Raw genomic sequence first — 22,572 nt, 5'->3', positions numbered from 1 at the left:
CCTGTCGATTTTTCCGGATTGCGGAAGTTTACCGGGCTGTCGCGCGGGAACGTGGCGGTAGCCTGATGCGCATGCTGCTGCGTGCGGAATTCACCACCGAACCCTTTCACGGCGAGGGCGATCCGCCGCCGCACGCCACCGAAACCCTCGCCCTGCTCGAGAACTCCGGTCTCACCTGTGAATTCGGTCCGCTCGGCACCATGGTGGAAGGCCCGGAGGCGGTCTTGCTGCCCGCATTGCAGCAGGTGCTCGACATCGCGCTGCACCATGGCGCGTCCCGGGTGACGCTGCAGGTCGAGCGTGTCGATGAGTGAGCGCGCGCCGCTGGATGCCGGGCATCCGGTGCTGGTGACGGTGGCTCCGCTGCTCGCGCGCGTCGGAGGGCGGCTCATCCCGGCCGCGGAGTGTTTGCCCGATGATGTCCCGCTGGTGTGGGAGGGGCAGACGCTGGCCGGGGTGCGGTTGCCGAGCGCCGCGGCCGAGTCCGAGGGGGAGTCCGAGAGCGGCATCGCCCGGCTGCTCTCCGAGGTCGCCGCTGAATTCGGTGGTGCGCTGGCCGATCTGCCGCGCGCGGAGAAGCAGCGCGCGGTCCGGCTGCTGGAGGAGCGCGGCGCGTTCAGCTACCGCCGATCCGCCGAGACGGTGGCCGAGGCGCTGGGCGTCACCCGCTTCACGGTCTACAACTACTTGAACCGCACCCGATCCTGACGGCACTGTCGAGTCCCCTCGACGCACCGGTCCGTGAAACCCGCTGCCGAGCAGCGGGTTTCGCCATTTCCGGGGCGGATCGCGACCTCCGGCGCGCACACTGCAGCAACAGAAATTCAACAAACTGTTGACGATCCATCGTGACCTGTGCCACGATTTCGGTATTCGGAAAACGACTTCCGCAATGCGAGAAAGCGCTGCTCATGGTCACTGTCGACGAGTTCAACGGTATGGATACCGGCCTCCTCCGCCCCACCCTGCTCGACTGCTGCGATGCCCCCGATTGGGTTGACGCCCTGCTGAACTCGCGGCCCTACGCGAACCTGGACAGCCTGCTCACCACCGCCGACAAGGCCGCACGAGCACTCACCCCGGCCGATGTCGACCGCGCGGTGGCGGCCCATCCACGCATCGGTGAACAGGCTCCCGGCGCGAGCCGAGGCTCGTCCTGGTCGCGGGAAGAGCAGTCCGGCATCGAAACCGACGTGGCGACCGTCGCGCACCTGAAATCGGCGAACCGCCTGTACGAGAAGCGATTCCACCGCGTCTTCCTGATCTGCGCGACCGGCCTGTCCACCTCGGAGATCCTCGCGACGCTGCTGCTGCGCCTGTCCAACGACGAGGCCACCGAGGCCGAGGTGGTGGCCGTCGAACTCCGCAAGATCGCCCTGCTGCGGTTGCGACGGGTGATCGTCGAATGAGCGCCGTCACCACCCACGTCCTCGACGCCGCCCTCGGCAAGCCCGCACAGGGCCTGCCGGTCCGCCTGGAACACCTGGGCGACACCACTTCTCGCGTGCTCGCCGAAGCCGTCACCGACGCCGACGGCCGCATCCGCGACCTCGGCCCCGACGCCCTCGAACCGGGCCGCTACCGCCTGAGCTTCGACGTCGAGACCTACTTCGCCGCCACCGGGCAGCGCCACTACTTCGCGGCCGTGGACCTCACCTTCACGCCGCCCGACAGCGGACACCACCACGTCCCGCTGCTGCTGAGCCCTTTCGCCTGTTCCGCCTATCGAGGGAGTTGATCGCCATGGCCATCCAGCTGGGAGAGAATCAGTACGGAAAGGCCGAGAACCGGATCGTGCGCGTGTACCGGGACACCGACCGGCACACCATCCGGGATCTCAATGTCTCCAGTGCCCTGCGCGGCCGCTTCGAGGACGCGCACATCACCGGCGACCAGAAGGACATCCTGACCACCGACACCCAGAAGAACACCGCCTTCGCCTTCGCCAAGGAGAAGGGTGTGGAGGCGATCGAGGATTTCGCGCTCACCCTGGCCGATCACTTCATCTCCCGCACCCCCGGCGCGGACGGCGCGCGCATCGAGATCGAGGAGTACGGCTGGAACCGGATTCCGATCGACGGTGCGGGGCACGATCATTCGTTCATCCGGGCGGGCGGCGAGGTGCGCACCACCGTGGTGAACATGGACGGCTACGGCAGCGACCGCAAGGCGCACGTGGTCTCCGGCCTGAAGGACCTGGTGCTGTTCAAATCCACCGGATCGGAGTTCCACGGCTACTTCGAGGACAAGTACACGACCCTCGAACCGACCAAGGACCGCATTCTCGCCACCTCACTGGTGGCCCGCTGGCGCTACGACCACACCGACGTGGAGTGGGACAAGTCCTACGCCGCCATCCGCACGACCCTGCTGCGGCAGTTCGCGGCCGTGCACTCCCTGGCGCTGCAGCAGACGCTCTACAGCATGGGACGCGCTGTGCTGGAACAGTTCACGGAGGTCGCCGAGATCAAGTTCTCCGCGCCCAACAAACACCACTTCCTGGTCGACCTGAGCCCATTCCACGTGGAGAACAACGGTGAGGTGTTCATCGCCGCCGACCGGCCCTACGGCTTGATCGAGGCCAGTGTGCACCGCGACGACGCCTCCGACGCCGGCTCGGCGTGGCACGCGGTACCCGGATTCTGTTGAGCGCGAGGCGGTTCCATGAAAATCTTCACGTACCGGCATCGTCCCGGTCCGGAGGATGAGCGGTATCCGCTGCCGCAGCTGGTCGCCTACGGGGCACAGCACATCCTCACCATGTACGGCGGTGTCATCGCACCGCCCCTGATCGTCGGCGGCGCGGCCGGACTCTCGGCCGGAGATATGGCGCTGCTGGTCACCGCGGGCCTGTTCGTCTCGGGGCTCGCGACACTGTTGCAAACGCTGGGCATCGGCAACTTCGGCAGCAGATTGCCCATCGTGCAAGGGGTTTCGTTCGCGAGCGTCTCCACCATGGTGACCATCTCGCAGAGCGACGGGCTGCGCTCGGTATACGGTGCGATCATCGTCGCCGGGGTGATCGGGCTCCTGCTGTCCTCGGTCTTCGCCCATCTGGTGCGGCTGTTCCCGGCGGTGGTCACCGGCACGATCATCACGGTGATCGGGCTGTCGCTGCTGCCGGTGGCATTGCGCTGGGCCATGGGCAACGACTCGAAACACCCCGAGTACGGGTCGATGGGCAATATCGGCTTCGCGGGCCTGACGCTGCTGGTGATCCTGGTGATCAGCCGGGTCTTCCAGGGCGCGGTCTCCCGGCTGTCGATCCTCATCGGCCTGGTGGTCGGTACGATCGTCGCGGCGCTCGCCGGGCACGCCGACTTCTCGAAGGTCGGCGACGCGAAACTGGTGGCGCTACCGCCGATCCTGCCCGTGGGCGCACCGACCTTCGAAGTCGGAGCCATCGTCGCCATGACCATCGTGATCCTCGTGATCATGACCGAGACCACCGCCGACATCCTCGCCATCGGCGAAATCGTCGGCAGCGACGTGGATTCCAAGCGTGTTGCCGCGGGCCTGCGCGCCGATATCGCCTCCACGACCGTGGCGCCGCTGTTCGGGACCTTCCCGTGCAGCGCCTTCGCACAGAATGTCGGCCTGGTCGCCCTCACGGGTATCAAGAGCAGGTTCGTGGTGGCCATGGGCGGTCTCGTCCTGCTTCTGCTGGGTCTGGTGCCCGTCATCGGTGCGGTGGTGGCCGCCATCCCGTACCCGGTCCTCGGCGGCGCTGCCGTGGTCCTGTTCGGATCCGTTGCGGCAAGCGGCATCCGGACCCTCGCCCGGGTCGACTACCACGACAACCTGAATATGGTGATCGTCGGCGTAGCGCTGGCCTTCGGCGTGATTCCGATTGCCGCACCGCAATTCTGGGACGCGTTCCCCGAATGGATTCGCGTCGTCATGCATTCCGGAATCAGCGCGACCGCCGTCGTGGCCATTCTGCTCAACCTGCTGTTCAACGAGATCACCCTCGGCAATCGCGCGGGCGCCTCGGTCTTCGCCGCGGCGGAGGACGAACGCGACGGTCTGGGTGAACGGCTCGACGACGACATCCGCTGAACCCGGCTGGATGAATCTACGAAATCGGCCCCGAAACGCCACGAACCTTTGGTGCTGACATCGCTATCGCAGGCGGTGTGACCCGCACCATAATTTCGGCCGACGGGGAGGAAGGAACTCGTATGCCTCTCATTTTCCTGAACGGTGGCGCCATGCGCGGCGGACCGCTCAACCATCTGCTGGCGGGTGCACCGTTCGCGGGCGAGGTGACCACCGCGCCGCAATATCGGTTCTACTCGGTCGGCGACCGGTTCCCGGGCCTGCATCCCGTCTCCGACGGCGGCGCGCCCATCACCGGCGAACTGTTCGACGTGCCCATGGAGGTGCTGCGCACCAGCCTGCTGCCGGCCGAACCGCCGGAACTGGAGTTGGGCGTCATCGAACTCGACGACAACCGGTCGGTGCTGTCCATGGTGCTGCGCCGCCCGCCCGTCTCGTATCCACAGCTGATCGACATCACCGAATTCGGCAGCTGGACGACGTATCGCGAAGGAACACGATGAAATACACGACCGGGGGTGCGCCCCGGAAATTCGATGTCAATTGTTCGATTCTCTTCACCGACCTGCCGTTGCTGGAACGACCGGCGGCCGCCAAAGCGGCCGGATTCGACGGCGTGGAATTCTGGTGGCCCTTCGGCGGCGACCCGGTACCGGGCGACAAGGAGATCGACGCCTTCGTGCGGGCGATCGGCGACGCGGGCGTCGAACTCATCGGGTTGAACTTCATCGATCTCATTCCCGAAGGGCGCGGACTGGTTTCCGTACCGGGAGAGCAGAACCGCTTCCGCGACAATATCGACGTCACCGTGGGAATTGCCGAACGCACCGGCTGCACGGCGCTGAACGCGCTGTACGGCAATCGGATTCCCGGTGAGAGCCCGGAGAAGCAGGACGAGCTGGCACTCGAGAACCTGGGCCTCGCCGCCCGCGCCGCCCAGCGGATCGGCGCGACGGTACTGCTCGAAGCGCTGAACTCGATCGAGTCACCGGCCTATCCGATCGTGTCCTCCGAACACGCAGTGCGCGTGATCGAACAGGTCGGGCAGCCGAATGTGCGCTTCCTGTGCGACCTCTACCACCTGGCGCGGATGGGGGAGAACCTCACCGGCGTCATCGACAGCTGGGCCGGGTACCTCGGCCACGTGCAGATCGCCGACTCACCGAACCGCGGGCGGCCCGGCAGTGGCGAACTCGACTTCGAGGCCCTGTTCGGCGCGCTCGACGCCGCCGGATACGACGGCTGGATCGGCCTGGAATACAAAGACCCCGAACTGGATTGGGAGTGGATCAAGTGAGCACCATCGGATTCGTCGGACTCGGCATCATGGGCGGCCCCATGGCGGGCCATCTGGTGCAGGCGGGCCACGATGTCACCGGCTACGACCACAGCCCGGCCGGGGTCGAGAAGCTGAAGGCCGCAGGCGGCAATGCGGCGGGCAGTGCCGCGGAAGCGGTGCGCGACAAGGACATCGTCATCACGATGCTGCCGCAGGACGAGCACGTCCGCGACGTCTTCGGCACGGTGCTCGAGCACGCCGCCCCCGGCACGCTCTATATCGACTTCTCCACCGTCACCCCGGCCACCTCGGAATGGACTGCGGCCGAAGGCAAGAAGAAGAACCTGCGGGTCCTCGACGCGCCTGTCAGCGGTGGCGAGCCCGGCGCGGTGAACGGCACGCTGTCCATCATGGTCGGCGGTGCGGAAGCCGATTTCGACGCTGCCGAAGCCGTATTCGACGCGGTCGGCAAGACCATCGCCCTGGTCGGCCCGAACGGCGCGGGCCAGGTCGTGAAGGCCGCCAATCAGCTGGTCGTCGGCGGTATCTACGCCCTTGTGTCCGAGGCGATCCTGCTCATGGAGAACCTGGGCGCGGACGCCGCCAAGGGCCTCGACGTGCTGGCCGGCGGCCTGGCCGGCAGCAAGATCCTCGACCTGAAGCGAAAGTCCATGCTGGAGCGCAGTTTCCAGCCCGGCTTCCGCATCGACCTGCATCACAAGGATATGGGCATCATCCTGGCCGCCGCCCGGCAGGCCGAGGTGTCCATCCCCATGGGCGCGCTCACCGCGCAGTTGATCGCCGCCGCGCGCGCCATGGGTCACGGCTCCCTGGACCACTCCGCGCTACTGCTGGTCGCGGAGGCGCTGTCCGGGAAGGAACGGGCATGACGACAGCGGTACCCCGGCTGGTGTTCGGGCACACCGGCTGCGCTGTCGGTGTGCCCGAGGGGTGGGTGGTGGAGCGTTGCACGGTGCAGCCGATCGAAGGTTCGGGCCTTTCGACCGGTGTCGCCCCGCAGCTCCACCACCCTGCCCGCAAGACATTGACGTACGCGACGGAAGGGGCCTGACATGGCACGCATGCGGACCGTGGACGCCGCGGTTCTGATCCTCGAAAAAGAAGGCGCGACACAGGCATTCGGCCTGCCCGGCGCGGCCATCAACCCGTTCTACAGCGCCATGCGGGCGCACGGCGGGATCAAGCACATCCTGGCCCGGCACGTGGAAGCCGCCTCGCACATGGCCGAGGGGTACACGCGCGCCGCGCACGGCAACATCGGGGTGTGCATCGGTACCTCCGGCCCCGCGGGCACGGACATGATCACCGGGTTGTACTCGGCGAGCGCGGATTCCATTCCGATTCTGTGCATCACGGGTCAGGCTCCGGTGGCCAAGCTGCACAAGGAGGATTTCCAGGCCGTCGACATCGCCTCCATCGCCGCGCCGGTGAGCAAGTGGGCGGTCACGGTCATGGAGCCCGCGCAGGTGCCGGGCACCTTCCAGAAGGCGTTCCACCTCATGCGCTCCGGGCGACCCGGACCGGTGCTCATCGATCTGCCGATCGACGTGCAGCTCGCCGAGATCGAATTCGATATCGAGAGCTACGAGCCCCTCGAAGTGCACCGCCCCGCCGCCACCCGGTTGCAGGCGGAGAAGATCATGGCGCTGCTGGCGGCCGCCGAACGGCCGCTGATCGTGGCCGGCGGCGGCATCGTGAACGCCGACGCCGCCGATCTGCTCGTCGAATTCGCCGAGCTGACCGGCATTCCCGTGGTGCCGACACTGATGGGCTGGGGCACCATCCCCGACGATCACGCCCTGCACGCGGGGATGGTCGGACTGCAGACCTCGCACCGCTACGGCAACGCCACCATGCTGGAGGCCGACTTCGTGCTCGGCATCGGCAACCGGTGGGCCAACCGGCACACCGGCGGCGTCGAAACCTACACCAAGGGACGCACTTTCGTGCACATCGACGTCGAGCCCACGCAGATCGGCCGGGTGTTCGCACCGGACTACAGCGTGGTCTCCGACGCCGGTGCGGCGCTGGGCGTACTGCTCGAGGTGGCCTACGAGCTGTCGCGCGACGGCTGGCTGCCCGAGCGCGGCGACTGGGCGCAGCGCTGCCGCGATCGCAAGCGAACCCTGTTGCGCAAGACCCACTTCGACGCGGTGCCGATCAAACCGCAGCGGGTGTACCAGGAGATGAACGCGGCCTTCGGACCCGACGTCCGCTACGTCACCACCATCGGGCTCTCACAGATCCAGGCGGCGCAGCTGCTGCACGTGTACAAGCCGCGGCACTGGATCAACGCCGGACAGGCCGGGCCGCTGGGCTGGACGCTGCCCGCGGCGCTGGGCGTGGCCACCGCCGTGCCCGACGAGACCGTGGTCGCGCTGTCGGGTGACTACGACTTCCAGTTCCTCATCGAGGAATTGGCGGTCGGCGCGCAGTTCAACATCCCGTACATCCATGTGGTGGTGAACAATTCGTACCTCGGGTTGATCCGGCAAGCGCAGCGGCAGTTCGATATGGACTACTACGTGCAGCTGTCCTTCGACAACATCAACAGCCCCGAGGTCGGCGGCTACGGTGTCGACCACCTGCGGGTGGCGGAGGGACTGGGCTGCAAGGCGATTCGCGTCACCGAACCCGACCGGATCGGTGCGGCGCTGGACGAGGCCAAGAAGCTCATGGCCGAATTCCGGGTGCCGGTGCTGGTCGAGGTGATCCTCGAACGCGTCACCAATGTCTCGATGGGTCTCGAGATCGACAGCATCAACGAATTCGAGGAGCTCGCGGACAGCACCGAGGACGCACCCACGTCCATCGCCGCGCTGGCCGCCTTCGAATCCGCCGGGAGCACACCGTGATTCACGGTCGGCGGGCGTCCGGGCGCGGCTGGCAGGAGGGCCACATCCTGGTGGCCCCCGACAAGTTCAAAGGCTCGCTCACCGCCCCCGAGGTGGCCTCGCACCTGTCCGCCGGACTGCGCCGGGCCCGCCCGGACATTCCCGTGGTGACGGTCCCGGTCGCCGATGGCGGGGACGGCACCGTGGACGCCATGGTCGCCGCCGGCTTCGCCGGACTGCAGACCGGCGTCACCGGGCCGGTCGGGAATCCCGTGGCCGCCTCGTTCGCGATGAGGGGCGAGACGGCCGTGGTGGAACTCGCCGAAGCCTCCGGGCTGCGGCGACTACCCGGCCGGCCCACCCCCGTCACCGCCCGCACCGCCACCAGCCTCGGCACCGGTGAGCTCATCCGCACCGCGGTCCTGCGCGGCGCGTCGCGAATCGTGCTGGGGCTGGGCGGAAGTGCGTGCACCGACGGCGGGGCGGGCATCCTCACGGCCCTGGGTGCGCGCCTGCTCGACGGCGACGGGCAACCGTTGCCGCCGGGCGGGGTGGCCCTGCAGCGGCTCGAGCGCATCGATGTGGACGGCTTGATCCGGATACCGATCGTGGTCGCCTCCGATGTGGACAATCCGCTGCTCGGGACCCGCGGTGCGGCACACGTCTACGGGCCGCAGAAGGGCGCGGCCCCGGACGATGTGGAGGAGCTGGAACGCGGCCTCGCCCGGCTCGCCGAGGTGGTCCGCCGCGATCTGGGCGTGGACGCGTCCTCCCGGCCGGGCGCGGGGGCGGCCGGGGGAGTCGGCTACGCCGCCCTGGCCGTCCTCGGCGCGCGCATCGAGCCCGGAATCGACCTCGTGCTGCGGGAACTCGATTTCGACAGGCGGCTCGCGGGAGCCCGGCTGGTGATCACCGGCGAGGGCTCCCTGGACCGCCAGACCCTGCAGGGCAAGGCCCCCATGGGCGTCGCGCGGGCCGCCGCCCGCGCCGAGGTGCCGGTGATCGCGGTGTCCGGGCAGCGCACGGTGACGCGAGAAGCCCTGCGCCGCTTCCGGATCGAGGACGCCTACGCGCTCACCGATATCGAACCCGATCCCGAGCTGTGCATGCTGCACGCCGCGGATCTGCTCGAGCAGTTGGCCACCCGCATCGCCGTCACCAGGCTCGGAGACCTGCCCGTACGAAACCCCTAGTGAGAGAAGATATGTCGGATTTCACCACCCTTCCCGATCTGGCGCTGCGCAGCTACCGCGCCGCCGTGGTCGCCGCCAGCGACGAATCCTTCGAAGAGCGCGAAAACCTCATCCACCCGTGGGAACCGCGCTTCTCCGCCGAAACCTTCGGCCCCAAGGGGCAGGAGTACGACGGCTGGGAGACCCGGCGGCGCCGCAGCCTTGGGCACGACTGGGCCGTGATCCGGCTCGGCATGCCCGGCGTCATCCGCGGGGTGGTGATCGACACCGCGTGGTTCAAGGGCAACTACCCGCCCTTCGCCTCGGTCGAAGCGGCGCGGATCTCCGGGTATCCGACTGTGGCGGAACTGGATTCGGCCGACTGGGTGGAGATCGTGCCGCGCAGCCCGCTCACCGGGGACACCCGGCACGAGATCCCGGTGGCCGACGAGCGCATCTTCACCCATGTGCGGCTCAATATCCATCCCGACGGCGGTGTGGCGCGCCTGCGCGTGCACGGTGAGGTGACGCCCGATCCGGCGCTGCTGACCGGGCTGACCATCGACCTGGCCGCGCTGGAGAACGGCGCGGGTATCACGGGCTGCTCGAACTGGTTCTACTCCGCGCCGAACAATATGCTCGCGCCGGGACTCGCCCGTAATCAGGCCGAAGGCTGGGAGACCGCGCGGCGTCGCGACGACGGGAACGACTGGGCCGTGGTTCGGCTTGCGGCGCAGGGTATTCCGGATCTCATCGAGCTGGACACCACCAACCTGGTATTCAACTCGCCGGGGGAATTCCGGGTGCTCGGCATCGACCATGCCGGTGATGACGCGCTGCCGCCCGCGGACGGGGACGAGTGGTTCGAACTGCTGCCGCGCACCAGCGTTCAGCCCGACACCCCGCATCGCTTCCGTCTGGCGCAGGACGCACGACGCCCGGTTACCCACGTGCGCGTCGACATCTACCCCGACGGTGGCATCGCGCGACTGCGAATCCTGGGTTCGCTCAGCGTATCCGGTGCCGAAGCACTGACCCGCCGATGGAATGCGCGCTAGCGCGCCACGGTGATGAACTCCGATCTCGGTCAGCGACAATGATGGCGTCTACCGGCTGAGATCGGCTGGTAGCGGCGACCGATTCCTTGTCCGGTCGCCGCTACCTTTATGTCAGGGTTCGAAAAGGCTTGGGTCACAGGCCCATCGAGGCCGCCGCGATGGTCCGGCGCAGCCGCCACGGCACCGCCCGGAACAGGGCCGTCATGGCCGCAGCGGTACCGCGCAGGTCGTCGCGACCCGAGAGATAGGCGCGCTGCCGGTCGACGGGCAGGGCGAAGAAGGCGTCGAAGAACACCGGCAGCTGTGCGGGCGGCAGCGCCAGCAGTGCACGGAGTCCGGCCAGGCGCAGCCGATGCACAGCTCGGGCCGATGCGGGCCACAGCGAGTCGCCGGACACCATCGCATCCGTCAGCCGCAGCGCGGCCGCCACGCTGTATCCCGTGGCGGGATGGGTGAAACCGCCTGCCGCACCGAAGGTCCCGACTCCTGGTCGGCCGCCGTGCACCGGGAACCGCACCCGTTCGATCTCCTCGTCGCCCGTGAGTTCTATTCCGCGCGACCGCAATCGGTGGCCGAGGCGCTCCTGGAGTTCGCCGATGCCGAGTGCGGGGCGTCCCGCCAGGCAGGTTTCCTCGAACAGCATCCGGTCGTCGTCGAGCGGGATCGCGTAGAGGAACGAGCGCGGGTGGTCCTCGGCCGCGCCGTTGTCGAGCCGCCAGTCCATGAACAGGGTGTCCGAGTCCGCGCACCGCGTGCGTTCGACCACGACCCCGAAGGCCGTTTGCTCGGCGAGGGCGGGGGAGCGCTGTAGGCCCCGCGCGTCGACGATCCGCCCGCCCGGCAGAACCGCGCCCGAAGCCAAGCGCACGGACGGTAGATCCAGCGTCGACCCGGACCGCGACGGCGGCGCGATCGCGGTCACCCGGTCGCGCACGACACGCGCACCGGTGAGGTCGAGTGAGTCCTGCAGCCGTGTCGTATCGAATACGACGTAGCGGCGATCCAGTTCGGCGCGGTCGAGAGCCCAGACGACGGGGCGCGCCACGTCGACGGCAATGGCCGTCGACTGCAGCCAGCCGGGAAGTTCATCGGCCCATGCCCCGTATGTCGCATTCCATCGCCGTGTCGGTTGCGGATCGATCACCGTCACCGATAACCCATGGGCGAGTGCGCGATGGGCCAGGGCCCGCCCGGCCGGGCCCATACCGCAGACGACTAGATCGGAGGTCACCTCGTGATTGGATCATGAAGGCCGACCGTCCTACGCTTTGGTAACGACTGTCCGGGTCGGGAGGGTCCGGCACGGTGCGAAAGGTTGACTACATGACGTATCCCCCCGGACCGCCGCAGGGTCCCGGCTACGGCGGAGATCCCCATGCCCACGGGCAGCAGCCACCGGAGAACCCGACCTGGTGGGATCAGCCCGCGACACCGCCGCCCGCGGAGTATCCGGCCCAGCAGGGCTGGCCGGGGCAACCGGCCGACCAGTCCGGCGGCTGGCAACAGCAGCAGCCCGGATGGGACGGACAGCAGGGATATGGGCAGCAGGGCGGCTACCAGCAGCCCGGCTATCAGCAGCCCGGCGGTGGCTATCCGCAACCGCCGAAGAAGTCCAACACCGGCCTGATCGTGGGCATCGCGGCCGCCGTGGTCGTGGTGCTCGCGGCGGTGGTCGGCGCAGCGGTCTTCGTAACCCGCGAGGACAGCGGCGATCAGGCGATCGCCACCTCGACGACCACGACCACCTCGACGTCGAGCAGTGCGCCCACCACGACGAAGTCCACCACCACGACCTCCAGGTCGGCACCGGCGGGCGCGAAGTTCTCCTACACCGAGTACGGCAACTTCTGGAACTTCAAGCTCGGCGACGTCGCCCTGCAGGCCGACTGGGTCAAGGGCAACGACTACAACGACTGCGGCAACTTCGAAGAGGCCGGCAAGATGACCGGACTCGGCTGCCAGTACGGCTCCGAACTGGTGTGGAAGGCCGAAGGCGGTGAGCTCATGCTCACCCAGTTCGTGCTCACCATGTCCGACGCCGCCAAAGCCGAAGCCGCCAGTGGCCAATTCGACGACGGCGACCTGAAACTCCGCCCCGGCAGCTACATTTCGGACTTCGAGACCGGAAAGTGGAAGGACGGCAGCGAGAAACAGTTCCTCGTCGTCACGGTCGCCACCGCCACCACCGCGGTCCCGGTCGAAACCGTCGAAAAGTACCTGCGCTACCGGCACAGCGACACCCTCGGAGCGCTGATCTTCCGCTAGCGTCGCGCGGCGAGACGATCCGGGCGCGTGTTCCGTGGCCTCGGCTCACCGTGATCGTTTCGGTGAGCCTTGGGCATTCACTGGCTTAAATTTGGGAATTCCTTTACCTTGGTGGCGGCCCCCCGTAGCCTCGAGCGCGGTGGGGCCGATCCCGTTTGCTGGTGTTGTAGCGATCTGCCCCCGGAGGCGTACGCAGTGGATGTTTCGTTAACCGTTTGGGTGCTCACCGTCGTCGGCTTAGGGGTGCTCATCGCCGCCGACTTCTTCATCGGCCGCAAACCCCACGACGTGTCGATGCGCGAAGCCGGCATCTGGACGGTGGTGTGGATCGCGCTCGCGGTCGCCTTCGGCCTGGGCCTGCTCGCCTTCGGCGAAGCGCAAGCCTCGACCGAGTTCTTCGCCGGATTCATTACCGAGAAGTCGCTCAGCGTCGACAACCTGTTCGTCTTCGTGCTGATCATGGCGAAGTTCTCGGTGCCCTCGCACCTGCAGCAGCGTGTGCTGCTGTTCGGCGTGCTCATCGCCCTGGCTCTGCGCGCGGTCTTCATCGGCGCGGGCGCGGCGATGATCTCCAGCTTCTCGTGGGTGTTCTACATCTTCGGCGCATTCCTCATCTACACCGCGTGGAAGCTCATCAAGGAGGCCAGAGCCGAGGAAGAGGACGAGGAGTTCGAAGAGAACCGGCTACTGAAGTCCATCGAGCAGAAGTTCGGTGTCGCCGACCGCTACCACGGCACCAAACTCTTCATCGAGAGCAACGGCAAGCGGGTGCTGACCCCGCTCATGGTTGTCATGCTCGCGATCGGCACCACCGACATCCTGTTCGCCCTCGACTCCATCCCGGCGATCTTCGGCCTGACCCAGGACCCCTACATCGTCTTCACCGCCAACGCCTTCGCGCTGATGGGCCTGCGCCAGCTGTACTTCCTGCTCGGCGGACTGCTGAAGAAGCTCGTGCACCTCAGCTACGGCCTGTCGGTGATCCTCGGCTTCATCGGCGTCAAACTGGTGCTGCACGCACTGCACGAGTCCGGCGTGGACACCCCCGAGATCTCCACCCCGCTGTCTTTGGGCGTCATCTGCGGCGTCCTGGTGATCACCACCATCACCAGCCTCCTCGCCTCCCGGAAACAGGCGGCAACCGAACCCGCCGACCGCTGAGACAGATATCGGCGGGGTCGTGGCGCAACGCCGCGACCCCGCCGATATGCTTGTCCTACAACTCGATTCAGATGCCGCCGGTAGCCAGCAGGCCACCGTCGACGCGCACGGTCTCCCCGGTGATCCACGCCGCCTGATCCGACACCAGGAACGCCACCAGCCCCGCCACGTCCTCCGGCGCACCCAGCCGCTTCATCGGATACGCATTGGCCGCCGCCTCTTCATCCGCCGAGTACAGCGCATCCGCGAACTTGGTCTTCACCACGCCCGGCGCCACCGCGTTCACTCGAATCGTCGGCCCCAACTGCCAGGCCAGCTCCTCGGTCAGCCGAATCAACGCCGCCTTCGAAGCCCCATACGCCCCGATCACGCCGGTAGACCGAATCCCGGCCACACTGGCCAGATTCACCACGGCCCCACCGTGATCCCGCATCCACGCCTTGTAAGCCTCCTGCACATACCCCAGCGCAGCGACCACATTGACGTCGAAGATCTTCCGCACGGCATCCAGATCAGCATCCATCAGCGACCCGTACACCGGATTGATCCCCGTATTGTTCACCAGAACATCCAGTGACCCGAACTCCGCCACAGCGGTGGCAACCTGCGCGGCCCGAGCCTCCGTATCCCCCGAATTCCCGGCCACCGCAACAACTTTCCCGCCACCCAGGGCGCGCAGCTTCTCAGCCGCCTCGTCCAGAGCGTCCTGCTTGCGCGCCGTGATCAGCACATTCGCGCCGCGCCCCACCAACTCCGCGGCCACCGCGAAACCGATACCCCGGCTCGCCCCACTGACCAGCGCGCCCTTGCCCTCGAGATCATTGCTCATGTGACGGCACGCTACTTCAGTCATTGTCTTGGATCGAATCTGCCCCGGAATGGGGTCCATGCAGTCACGTGATGCCGATAGGTGTATCCGTGTCGAGCCGAGGCCGATTGTCAGCGGTGGCGAGTCGCGCGTGATCACCTGTACGGGGGATATCCGAATGCCGCTCCGTGGAGTGATGTGCGGATACCCGGCACGGACCTACGGTCGAATCGTGATCGACGCGCAGGGTTTGACCAAACACTACGGCCGGACAGCAGCCGTCGACGAGGTGAGCTTCCGCGTCGGTCCGGGCCGAGTGACCGGATTTCTCGGCCCGAACGGATCGGGGAAGTCGACGACCATGCGATTGATTCTGGGGCTCGATACGCCGACGCGCGGCACTGTGACTGTTGGTGGGCTGCGATTCCGGGATCTGGCGCGGTCGCTGCATGTCGTCGGGGCGGTGTTGGATGCCGGTGATGTGCTCGCCGGTCGCACGGCTGCGGCACATCTGGCAATGCTGGCCGCGGGCAACGGCATTCGGCGTCAGCGGGTCGATGAAGTGCTGGGCGTGGTGGGGTTGGCCGATGTCTCCGGGCGACGGGTCGGCGGGTTCTCGCTGGGGATGCGTCAGCGACTCGGAATCGCGGCGGCGCTCCTGGGGGATCCGGGGGTGCTGATTCTGGACGAGCCGATGAACGGATTGGACACCGAGGGCATTCGTTGGATCAGGCGGTTGCTGCGGTCGATGGCCGACGAGGGCCGCACCGTGCTGCTGTCGAGTCATCTCATGAGCGAGATGGAACTGGTCGCCGACCACCTGCTGGTGATCGGGGCCGGCCGACTGCTCGCCGACGAGCCGATCGGTGAATTCGTCTCTCGCCGTGGCGAATCCGTGGTGCGAGTGCGCGGGGAAAGGCTGAATGTGCTGTCGGCTGTTCTGGGTGCGCGAGCCGATATTCATGGCGAGATCGGCGTCGTGCGCGGGGTTTCGGCGCGTGAGATCGGCCGGTTGGCGCTCGAACACGCCATTGTGCTCGAGGAGTTGACTCCGGTGCAGGCGTCGGTGGAGGACGTGTTCACCGAACTCGTGGCCGCACACCAGCAGTACCGTCATCAACACTGGGAGAACGCATGACGACCCCGCTGCCATCCATCCACACCGGCGAGATCGTGCGCGACCTGATGCGGTCGGAGCTGATCAAAATACGCTCGGCCCGCACGCTGCGACTGTTACCCGTGCTGGCACTGATCATTCCGCCGCTGCTCGCCGCGGTGGTGGGCTCGACCGGCAGCCTGGAACCCGAGGACACGGTGCTCGGTGCGGCGCTGACCGGCACTTCGATGGCGCTGGCGGTGGTCGGGGCCTGGAGCGCGCTGATCGTCACCACCGAGTTCGGGTCCGGCACCATCCGGCCGGTACTGGCGGCGTCGCCGCGGCGCGATCTGGTACTGGCCGCGAAGGCGCTGGTGGTCGTGCTCGTGTCGATCCCGCTCGGGTTGGTCGCCACCACTGCCGCTTATCTCGTCGGCCGTGCGGTGATCGAATCGCCGGAATACGCTGCCGGACAGGTATTTCCGGGAATTCTCGGGATAGTCTGCTGTTTCCCTGCGGTCGCGCTGTCGGGTGTGGCTTTCGGTGTGCTGCTGCGCAATTCGGCCGGCGCGGTCGCCGTGGTGGGCGGGTATCTCATCGTGCCGCAGATCAGCGCCGCGCAGGCTTTCGGTGATCTGCACAAATGGCTGACGGTGGGTGCGCCGAGCGCGGTCGTGGCAAAGCTGTCGCAGAGTTCGGATGCCGCACCGCAGATCATGGGAACATTGGGCGGCTGGCCGCGTTTGGCAGTCGTGGTAGCGGGCGCGCTCGGCGCATTGTCGATGGCCAGGCGGGTGTTCGACCGCATCGACCTGTGAGCCCGAGGTGGCAACCCCTGCCGGAAACCTGTGAGCCACACTCACTTTCGCCGCGGCAGACTGACTGCGAGGAGGAGAGACCGGTTTCCGACATGGGCACAGGCGTTTTCGAGTTGACCGCAGCGGATGTATCCCGTCCCCGCTGGGGGCGAGCGGGCGTGTCCGCGATCCTGGTGCTGTTCGCGGCGGCGATGTTCGCGATAGTTCTCCATACCCTGATGTCGGACACCGGGTTGTCGAACCGGCAGGCGATCGGACTGGCCTTGGCCCAAGCCTTGGCGCTCGTGGTGGCGGCCCGGCTGCCCTCCCCGGCCTGGGCGGGGTCTATTACCGCGATCGTGCTGGCCTCCTGGTGGACCGAGACCTGGTGGGTCGACGCGATGGGCAACAGCTACCTGCTGGTCCTGGGCATGCTCGCCCTCCACGCGCCGGTGCGCAGCCTCCTTGTCTACTGGGTGGGAACTGTGGTGATCGCGGTCCTGCTCGCCGCTGCGCTTCGCCCGCCCGCATGGCTCGCCGATCTGGTCGAGGTCACGGTGTTGGCGGCGCTCGTGCTGGTGGCCGGCGCGGCTCTGCGCGCGCTGGCGGCCGCGCAGAGCCGACTGCGTGCTGAACAGCAGGCGGTCCGGCGGGAACAACAGCGGGCCGCGTTGCTGGAGGAGCGGACCCGGATCGCGCGAGAACTGCACGATGTGGTGGCACACCATATGTCGGTGATCGCGATTCAGGCCGAAGCCGCCCAATACCGTGAACCCGATACCGCGCCACAAACTTTCGCCGCTATCCGCGACAGCGCTGCGACCGCGATGGGAGAGATGCGCCGGATTCTCGGCGTGCTGCGCTCCGAGGACACCGGTGCGGCGCCACAACCTTCCGTGCCCGACATCCCCGCCCTGATCGAATCGGTGCGCGCCACCGGCACACCGATCGAGCTGGACATGAACGGCGACTTCTCGGCCACCCCCGCGGGTATCGGGTTGACGATGTACCGGATCGTGCAGGAAGCGTGCAGCAATGCCGTCCGGCACGCACCGGGCGCACCTCTCACCGTGCGAATTCACCGAGATGACAGCCACATTCACCTCGACCTCGACAACCCCGCGACAGCCGGATCCGGAGCGACGCCAGAAGCCGGACACGGGCTGATCGGCATGCGCGAGCGGGCAGCGGCGTGCGGCGGAACGCTCACCGCCGACATGATCGACAGCCAGTTCCGGGTCCACGCCAGCCTGCCCATCGAGGAGCCGCGGCCATGAGCGTTGTCCGCATCGTGGTCGCCGACGATCAGCGGCTCGTCCGTGAAGGGCTGGTGGTACTGCTCGACGCCCAGCCCGGCTTCGAAGTCGTCGGCCAGGCCACAGACGGACTCGAAGCCGTTACCGCGGTCGAACAGCTGCATCCCGACATCGTGCTGATGGATGTCCGCATGCCCGGCGTCGACGGACTGGAAGCCACCCGCCGCATCGCCGCGACCGGCAGCAACGCCCGAATCATCATGCTCACCACGTTCGATCTCGACGAATACGTCTACACGGCACTGCGATTGGGTGCCAGCGGATTCCTCCTCAAGGACGCTTCAGCGCACCTGCTCGCCGAAGCCGTCCGAGCGGTCGCCCGCGGCGACGCCATGCTCGCCCCCACGGTGACCCGCCGGCTGCTCGGGCAGTTCACCCGCCGCCCCGCGGCACACCGGGCGGCCGACGCGTCGCGGCCCACCGACCTCACCGCCCGCGAAACCGAGGTCCTCATCCACGTCGCGCGCGGCCTGTCCAACGCCGAGATCGCGCACGAACTGGTGATCTCGGACCAGACCGTCAAGACGCACGTGGCCCGCATCCTCGACAAACTGCGGCTACGTGACCGCACCCAGGCCGCCGTCTACGCCTACGAGACCGGACTCGTCCAACCCGAATGACCCGGCGAGCAATCGCGGACCGACAGATCCGCAGGGCCACCGGCACATCGTCGGAAATCCGCAGATCACGGTGGGTACTCATCAATGTGTGCTGTACGTGCCGACCCGGGGGACATTGCATCTGCGGTTCGAGGTCGGATCCATGGAAAGGTACGCTGAATTCCGCACAGTCGAGCCCGATCTCGGAGGTTGGCATGCGGCGCTTCATGATCGGGCTGGCGGTCATTGCCGGGCTCTTCGCACTGTCGGGATGTGGGCCCGAGTACCAGCGGATGCGGTTCGGGGAGATGGCCCAGGTGCCCGGCACCGAAGGCCATATCAACCTAGCCGTAATCCGGATCGAGGCCGGTAGCAATGCCGACCTCGCCGCCCTCGAGGACGCCTCGCAGTACGCCGGGCAGACCCCGTACTACGTGCACTATGCGCAGGTAGGCGCCGGTGCCGCCGATGGCGACTTCAGGGCGTACCAGGGCGACAACCAGCTGGCCCGATTGACCGTGCCGGGCGACTTCGACAAGTGCCTGCCGGGAGAAAGCCCGACCGCGGACGACCAGCGGGTCGAGGGCTGCATGATCTTCCTCGCCGACTCGGGCACCGGCCGCCCGGACCGCGTGGATCTGGCTGTCGATCACAATTATTCGGGCGCCCGCTGGACCTGAAGCGCCTGGTCGAAATCTCTCTCCGTCGTTCCGGGATGACGAACGATGGTTCTGATGATGCGCTTGCCCTGCGCATTGGCCCGCAGTCTTCTGTATCGTTTTAGTAGAACGATACAGAAGACGGTGCGGAGGAGCTCACAGGTGTCTTCGGGAGCGACTATGAAGTCCGTTGCCGCCGCGGTCGGCGTCTCGATGTCGACAGTGTCCAACGCCTACAACAAGCCGGATCAGCTCTCGGCCGACGTCCGTGAGCGGATTTTCGCGGCGGCGCGCGATCTCGGCTACTCCGGCCCGCATGCCGCGGCGCGTTCACTGCGCAGCCGCCGTGCCGGCGCGATCGGCCTGCTTCTCACCGAGCAACTGTCCTACGCGTTCTCCGACCCGTTCGCGGTCGGGCTGCTCGCGGGGCTGAGTGAGATCGCCGAGCGGACCCGCACGGGGCTGCTGCTCATCCCGTTGGCCCGTTACGAACCGGGGGCGGACGAGGAAACCATGCACGAATCGGTCGAAACCATGCGCAATGCCGTCGTGGACGGCGTCGTCGGCTACTGCGTCGACGCCGGACATCCTGCCCTCGAGGTGATTTCGCACCGCGGCTTGCCGTTCGCGCATACCGAAGACCACATCGCTGCTGGGCGACGCGTGCTGATCGACGAGGCGGAGGCCATGCGTGGACTCGGCGAGTACCTGGCCAGACTCGGCCACACCCACATAGCGATGGTGGTCGACTCCGGGCGGGCCACCACCGTGCCGCACGAGATCACCGATGCCACAGCGCTGTACAACAACGCGCGAATGCGGATGCAGGGCCTGCGGGAGGGGATCGGGGCAGACGCTCGTCTGACGGTTGTGTCGGGCGGGCACAACTCCGTCGAATCCGGAATCGCCGCCGCCGCAGTGGCTCTCGATCGCCGTGATCGGCCGACCGCGATCGCCGCCGGAGGCGATGTGCTCGCGTTCGGTGTCATCGAGGCGATGCGGCAGCGGGGCTTGGAGCCGGGACGAGACATTTCCGTCACCGGGTTCGACGACATTCCGGCCGCGGAGAGCATCGGGCTCACCACCGTCCGCCAGCCGATTCGAGAGAAGGGCCGCCTCCTCGGCCGCATGCTCCTGGATCCGTCCTATGCCGAAGACCGCGTCGTCCTACCCACTGAACTGGTCATCCGCTCCAGCACCGGCCCGATGCGGAGCTGACACTCGTACAGGAGATCTACATGCATCCCATCGCCGGCCATCTGGCCGTCAAAGCCCTACGAGCCCAAGCCAATTCGGCCTTGCCCATGGCTCCCGTCCTACCTGATGCGCCGCCGCGCGAGGCCCGCCTGCGCAAACACGTCGCCGCATTCCTGCGCGGCTCCGCCGAGCGCCGAACCCGCCTGGCCAACCGCCTCGACCCCGGCGTGGACCAACCGATCCCTTGCTGACCGCTACCCGGATCTGAATGAGATACGTACCCCGCACGCCGAATTCGACTCCCGAGCGGCCTCAGGTGCAGTCGAAGAGTCGGTCGAGGTAGTAATCGATGGCCACCAGCGCGGCCTGAGGATCGATAACGTCGAAGTCGAGCAGCGGGGTGAAGCCGGTCAGGGCGAGCAGAAGGTTCGTCTCGATCGCCGGTTCACGATCCGGGGGGAGGTGGCCGTCGGTGATCGCCTGCCTGATCAGGCGTTCGGTGAGTGCTCTGCCGTCATGGAGTCCGAGGCGGGCCTGCTCGTGCAGCTCCGGGTCGTGGAGTGCCTCGAGGGTGTAGGCGGCGCTCATCCGGCTGGTGGCGCGGGCGTCGGGGTGCAGGGGGAGCATCTCCGTGAGTGTCACTCGCAGCACGTCTCGCGGGTGTGGAGGTGAGCCGAGACGGTCGAGGCCCTGGGTGACGCGCTGTGCGGTCTGTTCGGCGGCGAATTCCATCGCGAAGACGAGCATCGCTGTCCGGGAACGGAAGTAGTGCTGGACCTGTCCCAGGGAGGCATCCGCCTCACGGGCGACCTCGCGCATCGTCGCGCGGGACCAGCCTTGTTGTTCGACTACTCGCCACAGGGCGCGCGCGATGGTTTCGCGACGTTCTCGGTGGTCGACCTGTTTCGGCACCCGAACCCCTTCCCTTCGTTTCCATACATCTGACATAATACAACTGACTTGCAAAGGAGATGCGATGAGTACCTTCGCCACCCCTGAGCTGGAGGCAACATATTTCGGGGCCTACGACGCGGTGCTGGCCCAGTGGCCGGTAGCGGTCGAGACGGCAGATCTTCCGGGCCGGTACGGAACGACACGGGTCACCTCCACCGGCCCGGCCGCGGCGCAGTCGCTGGTCCTGCTGCACGGATACGGTGGCACGGCCGGGATGTGGTACCCGGTCGTCGGTGCGCTGGCCGAGGAACATCGCGTGCGAGCCGTGGACACCATGGGCGAGCCGGGCCGCAGCCGGCATACCGGCGCGGCCTTGACCAGCATGGACGATCTCGTGGACTGGCTGGCGGAAACCTTCGATCTGCTCGGGCTTCCCGCGGCCGACCTGTGCGGCCAGTCCCTGGGCGGTCACCTCGCGCTCCGGTTCACCCTCGCCCATCCCGACCGGGTGCGACGGCTGGTCCTGCTCGACCCGCCCCTGGTCTTCGCCGGGCTCAGTCCCGAATTCGAGGAGCTGGGCCGAAACCGCGACCCGCACCCCACCTTCGAGGCAGCCCGCGCGATGCTGGCACCGGGCAGCCCCGGCAGCGGACCGGCGCACGTGGAGGCCTACCTCGATCTGCTCGCGCACGGAGCCGCACACTTCCCGGCCTCGCCGATCGTCTATCCGCACCTGCCGGATGGGCTGACCCAGCTGCCGGTCCCGACCCTCGTCGCACTGGCCGGGGCGAGCCAGGTGCACGATTCGGCGGTGGCAGCGGCGGCCGCGCGGCGTGCCGGGGCCCGTACCGTGGTCCTCCCCGGTGCCGGGCACGGCCTGCTGGCCGATGTCGACCCCGTCCGTAGCCTCGTCCTGGAACACCTCCGGCTGCACGACTAGGCGGCCCCGCCCGCCCGGGTACAGGCGTCGCCTCACCTCGCGAGGGTGAACCCAGCGACGCGACCAGCGTTTCGGGTTCTCACCCTCTCGAGGTGAGCGCTGCAGACGAGTGGATGCGCCTCGATAGGCGTCCCTGTTCCGGCTAGGTGCCGAACTTCTTCTTCACCTTGTCGACGGCGTCGCCGACGGCTTCTTTCACGTCATTGGCGGCATCTTTCAGCCCGACGGCCAGCTGATCGCCCTTGCCCTCGGCCTGCAGAGCCTCGTCGCCGGTGAGGTTCCCGGCGGCCTCCAGGGAGAGAAACGAGCACATTCTTCAGACACCCGAATCCCTGAATCATCACGCAGCAGGCTGTGAGACAGCGGTCACAGCTACATCGGGTCCGGCTCGGTGGATCGCTGTCGGTGAGCCGGTGG

Annotated in this window: 27 protein-coding genes; 23 read left to right on the top strand and 4 right to left on the bottom strand. The window is 67.3% G+C overall.

The window, feature by feature from the left end:
* Window positions 1–71: 71 nt before the first annotated feature.
* From JK358_RS18915 to alc, 13 genes are all read left to right on the top strand, one after another.
* Window positions 72–314: a thiamine-binding protein gene (locus tag JK358_RS18915; RefSeq protein WP_201949060.1), complete on the top strand. Its 243-nt coding sequence runs from the start codon at window positions 72–74 to the stop codon at window positions 312–314.
* Window positions 307–708 (top strand): helix-turn-helix domain-containing protein, encoded by a 402-nt coding sequence (locus tag JK358_RS18910; protein ID WP_201949059.1) that lies wholly within the window; start codon window positions 307–309, stop codon window positions 706–708. Before JK358_RS18915 ends, JK358_RS18910 begins: the two co-directional genes overlap by 8 nt.
* Window positions 709–911: 203 nt before the next feature.
* Window positions 912–1,409: a 2-oxo-4-hydroxy-4-carboxy-5-ureidoimidazoline decarboxylase gene (gene uraD, locus JK358_RS18905; RefSeq protein ID WP_201949058.1), complete on the top strand. Its 498-nt coding sequence runs from the start codon at window positions 912–914 to the stop codon at window positions 1,407–1,409.
* On the top strand, window positions 1,406–1,738 hold the full coding sequence (gene uraH / locus JK358_RS18900; RefSeq protein WP_201949057.1) for a hydroxyisourate hydrolase: 333 nt from the start codon (window positions 1,406–1,408) through the stop codon (window positions 1,736–1,738). The genes uraD and uraH overlap by 4 nt, the downstream gene beginning before the upstream one ends.
* 5 nt (window positions 1,739–1,743) lie before the next feature.
* Complete coding sequence (gene pucL, locus JK358_RS18895; RefSeq protein ID WP_201949056.1) at window positions 1,744–2,649, top strand: factor-independent urate hydroxylase; 906 nt, start codon at window positions 1,744–1,746, stop codon at window positions 2,647–2,649.
* A 15-nt stretch (window positions 2,650–2,664) separates the two neighbouring features.
* Window positions 2,665–4,059, top strand: coding sequence for a nucleobase:cation symporter-2 family protein (locus JK358_RS18890; protein WP_201949055.1), 1,395 nt, complete (start codon window positions 2,665–2,667; stop codon window positions 4,057–4,059).
* Window positions 4,060–4,181: 122 nt separating this feature from the next.
* Window positions 4,182–4,562, top strand: a complete 381-nt coding sequence (locus JK358_RS18885) for an allophanate hydrolase-related protein (protein WP_201949054.1) — start codon at window positions 4,182–4,184, stop codon at window positions 4,560–4,562.
* Window positions 4,559–5,356 (top strand): hydroxypyruvate isomerase family protein, encoded by a 798-nt coding sequence (locus JK358_RS18880; protein WP_201949053.1) that lies wholly within the window; start codon window positions 4,559–4,561, stop codon window positions 5,354–5,356. The genes JK358_RS18885 and JK358_RS18880 overlap by 4 nt, the downstream gene beginning before the upstream one ends.
* Complete coding sequence (locus JK358_RS18875) at window positions 5,353–6,228, top strand: NAD(P)-dependent oxidoreductase (protein ID WP_201949052.1); 876 nt, start codon at window positions 5,353–5,355, stop codon at window positions 6,226–6,228. Before JK358_RS18880 ends, JK358_RS18875 begins: the two co-directional genes overlap by 4 nt.
* A complete protein-coding gene (locus JK358_RS18870) occupies window positions 6,225–6,410 on the top strand; it encodes a hypothetical protein (RefSeq protein ID WP_201949051.1) in 186 nt (61 codons plus the stop codon). Before JK358_RS18875 ends, JK358_RS18870 begins: the two co-directional genes overlap by 4 nt.
* Window position 6,411: 1 nt before the next feature.
* Window positions 6,412–8,214: a glyoxylate carboligase gene (gcl, locus tag JK358_RS18865; RefSeq protein ID WP_201949050.1), complete on the top strand. Its 1,803-nt coding sequence runs from the start codon at window positions 6,412–6,414 to the stop codon at window positions 8,212–8,214.
* Complete coding sequence (locus tag JK358_RS18860; RefSeq protein ID WP_307817617.1) at window positions 8,211–9,386, top strand: glycerate kinase; 1,176 nt, start codon at window positions 8,211–8,213, stop codon at window positions 9,384–9,386. Before gcl ends, JK358_RS18860 begins: the two co-directional genes overlap by 4 nt.
* Window positions 9,387–9,397: 11 nt before the next feature.
* Window positions 9,398–10,423 carry an allantoicase gene (alc, locus tag JK358_RS18855; RefSeq protein WP_201949049.1) on the top strand — a complete coding sequence of 342 codons (1,026 nt, stop codon included), beginning with the start codon at window positions 9,398–9,400 and terminating at the stop codon, window positions 10,421–10,423.
* A gap of 133 nt (window positions 10,424–10,556) precedes the next feature.
* On the opposite strand, the gene JK358_RS18850 is transcribed toward alc, so the two are convergent.
* The gene (locus JK358_RS18850; RefSeq protein ID WP_307817616.1) at window positions 10,557–11,654 is read right to left on the bottom strand and encodes a lycopene cyclase family protein; all 1,098 of its coding nucleotides are present in this window, start codon (window positions 11,652–11,654) and stop codon (window positions 10,557–10,559) included.
* Between the two features lie 92 nt (window positions 11,655–11,746).
* Here JK358_RS18850 and JK358_RS18845 point away from each other — a divergent pair, with 92 nt between their 5' ends.
* Entirely contained in the window at window positions 11,747–12,688 is a 942-nt protein-coding gene (locus JK358_RS18845; protein ID WP_201949048.1) for a hypothetical protein, read from the top strand.
* Between the two features lie 195 nt (window positions 12,689–12,883).
* Window positions 12,884–13,849: a TerC/Alx family metal homeostasis membrane protein gene (locus tag JK358_RS18840; protein ID WP_201949047.1), complete on the top strand. Its 966-nt coding sequence runs from the start codon at window positions 12,884–12,886 to the stop codon at window positions 13,847–13,849.
* A gap of 67 nt (window positions 13,850–13,916) precedes the next feature.
* On the opposite strand, the gene JK358_RS18835 is transcribed toward JK358_RS18840, so the two are convergent.
* On the bottom strand, window positions 13,917–14,678 hold the full coding sequence (locus JK358_RS18835) for an SDR family oxidoreductase (RefSeq protein ID WP_201949046.1): 762 nt from the start codon (window positions 14,676–14,678) through the stop codon (window positions 13,917–13,919).
* A gap of 58 nt (window positions 14,679–14,736) precedes the next feature.
* On the opposite strand from JK358_RS18835, the gene JK358_RS18830 reads away from it, so the two are divergent.
* From JK358_RS18830 to JK358_RS18800, 7 genes are all read left to right on the top strand, one after another.
* Window positions 14,737–15,795: an ATP-binding cassette domain-containing protein gene (locus JK358_RS18830; protein WP_232851536.1), complete on the top strand. Its 1,059-nt coding sequence runs from the start codon at window positions 14,737–14,739 to the stop codon at window positions 15,793–15,795.
* Complete coding sequence (locus tag JK358_RS18825; RefSeq protein WP_201949045.1) at window positions 15,792–16,571, top strand: ABC transporter permease; 780 nt, start codon at window positions 15,792–15,794, stop codon at window positions 16,569–16,571. Before JK358_RS18830 ends, JK358_RS18825 begins: the two co-directional genes overlap by 4 nt.
* 92 nt (window positions 16,572–16,663) lie before the next feature.
* Window positions 16,664–17,827, top strand: a complete 1,164-nt coding sequence (locus JK358_RS18820) for a sensor histidine kinase (RefSeq protein ID WP_201949044.1) — start codon at window positions 16,664–16,666, stop codon at window positions 17,825–17,827.
* Window positions 17,824–18,486 carry a response regulator gene (locus JK358_RS18815; RefSeq protein WP_201949043.1) on the top strand — a complete coding sequence of 221 codons (663 nt, stop codon included), beginning with the start codon at window positions 17,824–17,826 and terminating at the stop codon, window positions 18,484–18,486. Before JK358_RS18820 ends, JK358_RS18815 begins: the two co-directional genes overlap by 4 nt.
* 194 nt (window positions 18,487–18,680) lie before the next feature.
* Window positions 18,681–19,145, top strand: a complete 465-nt coding sequence (locus JK358_RS18810) for a lipoprotein (protein WP_201949042.1) — start codon at window positions 18,681–18,683, stop codon at window positions 19,143–19,145.
* Window positions 19,146–19,304: 159 nt separating this feature from the next.
* Window positions 19,305–20,342 (top strand): LacI family DNA-binding transcriptional regulator, encoded by a 1,038-nt coding sequence (locus JK358_RS18805; RefSeq protein WP_232851535.1) that lies wholly within the window; start codon window positions 19,305–19,307, stop codon window positions 20,340–20,342.
* Between the two features lie 20 nt (window positions 20,343–20,362).
* The gene (locus tag JK358_RS18800; RefSeq protein WP_201949040.1) at window positions 20,363–20,572 is read left to right on the top strand and encodes a hypothetical protein; all 210 of its coding nucleotides are present in this window, start codon (window positions 20,363–20,365) and stop codon (window positions 20,570–20,572) included.
* A gap of 61 nt (window positions 20,573–20,633) precedes the next feature.
* Here JK358_RS18800 and JK358_RS18795 read toward each other — a convergent pair whose 3' ends face one another.
* The gene (locus JK358_RS18795; RefSeq protein WP_201949039.1) at window positions 20,634–21,233 is read right to left on the bottom strand and encodes a TetR/AcrR family transcriptional regulator; all 600 of its coding nucleotides are present in this window, start codon (window positions 21,231–21,233) and stop codon (window positions 20,634–20,636) included.
* 64 nt (window positions 21,234–21,297) lie between these two features.
* On the opposite strand from JK358_RS18795, the gene JK358_RS18790 reads away from it, so the two are divergent.
* Window positions 21,298–22,155, top strand: a complete 858-nt coding sequence (locus JK358_RS18790; protein ID WP_201949038.1) for an alpha/beta fold hydrolase — start codon at window positions 21,298–21,300, stop codon at window positions 22,153–22,155.
* Between the two features lie 142 nt (window positions 22,156–22,297).
* On the opposite strand, the gene JK358_RS18785 is transcribed toward JK358_RS18790, so the two are convergent.
* Window positions 22,298–22,468 carry a CsbD family protein gene (locus JK358_RS18785; protein WP_201949037.1) on the bottom strand — a complete coding sequence of 57 codons (171 nt, stop codon included), beginning with the start codon at window positions 22,466–22,468 and terminating at the stop codon, window positions 22,298–22,300.
* Window positions 22,469–22,572 lie beyond the last annotated feature (104 nt).

The organism is Nocardia acididurans (assembly GCF_016741815.1).
Taxonomy (GTDB): domain Bacteria; phylum Actinomycetota; class Actinomycetes; order Mycobacteriales; family Mycobacteriaceae; genus Nocardia; species Nocardia acididurans.
This window is presented reverse-complemented; position numbering and strand designations above follow the sequence as displayed.

What these genes read in the sequence shown, in the direction of transcription:
- JK358_RS18915 (WP_201949060.1), top strand. Translation starts at nt 72, where the DNA reads ATGCTGCTGCGTGCGGAATTCACCACCGAACCCTTTCACGGCGAGGGC.
- JK358_RS18910 (WP_201949059.1), top strand. Translation starts at nt 307, where the DNA reads ATGAGTGAGCGCGCGCCGCTGGATGCCGGGCATCCGGTGCTGGTGACG.
- uraD (WP_201949058.1), top strand. Translation starts at nt 912, where the DNA reads ATGGTCACTGTCGACGAGTTCAACGGTATGGATACCGGCCTCCTCCGC.
- uraH (WP_201949057.1), top strand. Translation starts at nt 1,406, where the DNA reads ATGAGCGCCGTCACCACCCACGTCCTCGACGCCGCCCTCGGCAAGCCC.
- pucL (WP_201949056.1), top strand. Translation starts at nt 1,744, where the DNA reads ATGGCCATCCAGCTGGGAGAGAATCAGTACGGAAAGGCCGAGAACCGG.
- JK358_RS18890 (WP_201949055.1), top strand. Translation starts at nt 2,665, where the DNA reads ATGAAAATCTTCACGTACCGGCATCGTCCCGGTCCGGAGGATGAGCGG.
- JK358_RS18885 (WP_201949054.1), top strand. Translation starts at nt 4,182, where the DNA reads ATGCCTCTCATTTTCCTGAACGGTGGCGCCATGCGCGGCGGACCGCTC.
- JK358_RS18880 (WP_201949053.1), top strand. Translation starts at nt 4,559, where the DNA reads ATGAAATACACGACCGGGGGTGCGCCCCGGAAATTCGATGTCAATTGT.
- JK358_RS18870 (WP_201949051.1), top strand. Translation starts at nt 6,225, where the DNA reads ATGACGACAGCGGTACCCCGGCTGGTGTTCGGGCACACCGGCTGCGCT.
- gcl (WP_201949050.1), top strand. Translation starts at nt 6,412, where the DNA reads ATGGCACGCATGCGGACCGTGGACGCCGCGGTTCTGATCCTCGAAAAA.
- alc (WP_201949049.1), top strand. Translation starts at nt 9,398, where the DNA reads ATGTCGGATTTCACCACCCTTCCCGATCTGGCGCTGCGCAGCTACCGC.
- JK358_RS18845 (WP_201949048.1), top strand. Translation starts at nt 11,747, where the DNA reads ATGACGTATCCCCCCGGACCGCCGCAGGGTCCCGGCTACGGCGGAGAT.
- JK358_RS18835 (WP_201949046.1), bottom strand. Translation starts at nt 14,678, where the DNA reads ATGAGCAATGATCTCGAGGGCAAGGGCGCGCTGGTCAGTGGGGCGAGC.
- JK358_RS18830 (WP_232851536.1), top strand. Translation starts at nt 14,737, where the DNA reads ATGCAGTCACGTGATGCCGATAGGTGTATCCGTGTCGAGCCGAGGCCG.
- JK358_RS18825 (WP_201949045.1), top strand. Translation starts at nt 15,792, where the DNA reads ATGACGACCCCGCTGCCATCCATCCACACCGGCGAGATCGTGCGCGAC.
- JK358_RS18820 (WP_201949044.1), top strand. Translation starts at nt 16,664, where the DNA reads ATGGGCACAGGCGTTTTCGAGTTGACCGCAGCGGATGTATCCCGTCCC.
- JK358_RS18815 (WP_201949043.1), top strand. Translation starts at nt 17,824, where the DNA reads ATGAGCGTTGTCCGCATCGTGGTCGCCGACGATCAGCGGCTCGTCCGT.
- JK358_RS18810 (WP_201949042.1), top strand. Translation starts at nt 18,681, where the DNA reads ATGCGGCGCTTCATGATCGGGCTGGCGGTCATTGCCGGGCTCTTCGCA.
- JK358_RS18805 (WP_232851535.1), top strand. Translation starts at nt 19,305, where the DNA reads ATGAAGTCCGTTGCCGCCGCGGTCGGCGTCTCGATGTCGACAGTGTCC.
- JK358_RS18800 (WP_201949040.1), top strand. Translation starts at nt 20,363, where the DNA reads ATGCATCCCATCGCCGGCCATCTGGCCGTCAAAGCCCTACGAGCCCAA.
- JK358_RS18790 (WP_201949038.1), top strand. Translation starts at nt 21,298, where the DNA reads ATGAGTACCTTCGCCACCCCTGAGCTGGAGGCAACATATTTCGGGGCC.
- JK358_RS18785 (WP_201949037.1), bottom strand. Translation starts at nt 22,468, where the DNA reads ATGTGCTCGTTTCTCTCCCTGGAGGCCGCCGGGAACCTCACCGGCGAC.